Origin of the sequence: Halorubrum sp. SD690R, from assembly GCF_005435035.1 — an archaeon.
Lineage (GTDB): Archaea > Halobacteriota > Halobacteria > Halobacteriales > Haloferacaceae > Halorubrum > Halorubrum ezzemoulense.
This window is the reverse complement of the sequence record NZ_SGTV01000168.1, coordinates 1-249: the sequence shown is the minus strand read 5'-3', so window position 1 is coordinate 249 and position 249 is coordinate 1. Positions and strand designations below refer to the sequence as shown.

2 pseudogenes are annotated in these 249 nt (G+C 50.6%); one reads left to right on the top strand and one right to left on the bottom strand.

From position 1 onward, the window contains the following. Positions 1–126, top strand: a pseudogene (locus EXE41_RS18905) (transposase); the annotation flags it as partial. Between the two features lie 4 nt (positions 127–130). On the opposite strand, the pseudogene EXE41_RS18900 reads toward EXE41_RS18905, so the two are convergent. Further along, positions 131–249 (bottom strand): annotated as a pseudogene (locus tag EXE41_RS18900) (IS630 family transposase); the annotation flags it as partial.

The following is a 249-nucleotide window of genomic DNA, read 5'->3' as shown; positions in this document are numbered from 1 at the left end:
TGTCGGTGGGAGGTAGAAACGCTGTTTCGTGAACTGAAGACGCAGTACGAGTTGGACGAGTTCGACACAAGCGACCCAGATGTAGTGAAAATTCTGCTGTATGCGGCGTTGCTGTCACTGCTGGTGATACTCACGGACATAAATACGTAAACACATCTGGGATTTCGACCCGGTCGAGTGCAGAGAGAGCAGCCTCACGGAGATCGTCGAGTGTGTCAAACAGACGGTTCCCAAGTTCTTGATCAAGTT